At 61.3% G+C, this 1,794-nt stretch carries 2 protein-coding genes and 1 pseudogene; all 3 read right to left on the bottom strand.

Annotated elements, in window-relative coordinates; genetic code table 11:
• Positions 1-93: 93 nt before the first annotated feature.
• On the bottom strand, positions 94-1,080 hold the full coding sequence (gene yjiA, locus M5B99_RS29480; protein ID WP_412548769.1) for a GTPase: 987 nt from the start codon (positions 1,078-1,080) through the stop codon (positions 94-96).
• A 134-nt stretch (positions 1,081-1,214) separates the two neighbouring features.
• Complete coding sequence (locus M5B99_RS29475) at positions 1,215-1,412, bottom strand: YbdD/YjiX family protein (RefSeq protein ID WP_017123431.1); 198 nt, start codon at positions 1,410-1,412, stop codon at positions 1,215-1,217.
• 15 nt (positions 1,413-1,427) lie between these two features.
• Positions 1,428-1,794: pseudogene (locus M5B99_RS29470) on the bottom strand (carbon starvation protein A); the annotation flags it as partial.

Genomic DNA, 1,794 nt, shown 5'->3' with positions numbered 1-1,794 from the left:
GCAAGGTCCTTGTGGGAGCAGAGCTTGCTCGCGAAGAGGCCCTTGAAGCCGCTATAAACTTCGCGGGCGCGACCGCTCACCACAAGGCTCGCCTCAGGCGGCAGCTACCCTGGCAAAACCTGCGCGAATCTTCTCCTCCGGCAGCTCATCGGCGATGAACACGATCACGCTCTCCCGCGCCGCGCCCTCTTCCCACTCGGTGTCCCAGTCGAAACCGTAGAGCTTGAGCACTCCCTGGAACACCATGCGCCGTGGCTCCCCGGCGATGTTCAGCACGCCCTTGTAGCGCAGCAACTGCTTGCCGTGAGCTTCCAGCAGCTCGTTCATGAACTCGCTGAGCTTGTCGATATCCAGCGGCTCGGCGGTGCGCAGTACCAGGCTGGAGATACGATCGATGGACGGCGCCTTGCTGACCGGGCGCAGACTCAAGCCACCACCCAGGTCGGCGTTGAGATTGAAGCCACGCACATCAAGCAGCTCCGCCAGGTCGATATTGCCATGCTCGACGATGCGGATCGGGGCCCGGCGGTTGATCCGCGTCAGCCGCTCGCTCAAGGCGCTGAATGCCGCCTCATCCACCAGGTCACGCTTACTCACCAGCAGCCGGTCGGCAAAGCCGATCTGCGCCTGGGCAATGGCCTGGGTCAGGTGCTGCTCGGCATGGGCGGCGTCCACCAGGGTGATGATGCCGTCGAGCAGGTAACGCTCGCGCAATTCCTCGTCGATAAAAAAGGTCTGCGCCACCGGGGCCGGGTCGGCCAGGCCGGTGCACTCGATAACCAACCGGTCGAAGGCGATCTCACCACTGTCCAGGCGCTCCAGCAGCAGGTACAGGGCCTTGGTCAGGTCGGTGTGAATGGTGCAGCAGACGCAGCCGTTGGACAGCGTCATCACTTGCACCGGTTCGCCCCCCAGCAGTTGGGTGTCGATCCCGGCGTCGCTGAATTCGTTCTCGATCACGGCGATTTTCAGGCCGTGCTCGGCTTTGAGCAGATGGCGCAACAGCGTGGTTTTACCGGCACCGAGGAAGCCACTGAGGACAGTGACGGGAATAGGGACTGACAAACGAAGATCTCCCATACGCTACAAAAATATGGGAGCCGGCTTGCCGGCGATGGCGTCCGCAAGATCGCCATCGCCGACAAGCCGGCTCCCACAGTGACGGTGTTCAGCCGTGAAGGACACAGGACGCGCTCAATCGAGCGCGCCTCGGGTCAACAGCACTTCGGCCCGCCCTTGCCGCCATAACGGGCTTCCTGGCGTTCCCGGAAGAACGCCTCGTAGGTCATGACCGGCTTGTCCGGGTGTTTGTTCTGCATATGCTCGACGTAGGTGTCGTAGTCAGGCATGCCGACCATCAGGCGCGCGGCCTGACCGAGGTACTTACCGAGACGACTCAGGTCGTTGAACATGGCGGTATTCCTCTTTTACGCTTCAGGCACGGCCTGGAACGGGGTTTCTTTGTCCGTGCGTTCCTTGTTGCCCCAGGCCGAGACTCCGACCTTGATGGCATAGAACAGCACACTGAAGACCACAAACAGGAAGAGTGCCGTCAAAGCCGCGTTGGTATAGGCATTGAAGATCACGTGCTGCATCTGGTTGATGTCCTTGGCCGGGGCAATCACCTGCCCGGCCTCCAACGCTACGCTGTATTTCTTCGCCAGGGAAAGGAAACCGATGGCCGGGTTGGCGTCGAACAGCTTGATGAAACCGGCGCTGGTGGTACAGATCAGCAACCAGGCGGCCGGCAGCAAGGTCACCCAGATATAGCGCTGGCGCTTCATCTTGATCAAT

Source organism: Pseudomonas sp. MWU13-2100 (assembly GCF_023242365.1).
In the GTDB taxonomy this organism is placed as follows: domain Bacteria; phylum Pseudomonadota; class Gammaproteobacteria; order Pseudomonadales; family Pseudomonadaceae; genus Aquipseudomonas.
Note: the sequence above shows the minus strand (reverse complement) of the source record. Positions and strands in the feature narration are given on the sequence as shown.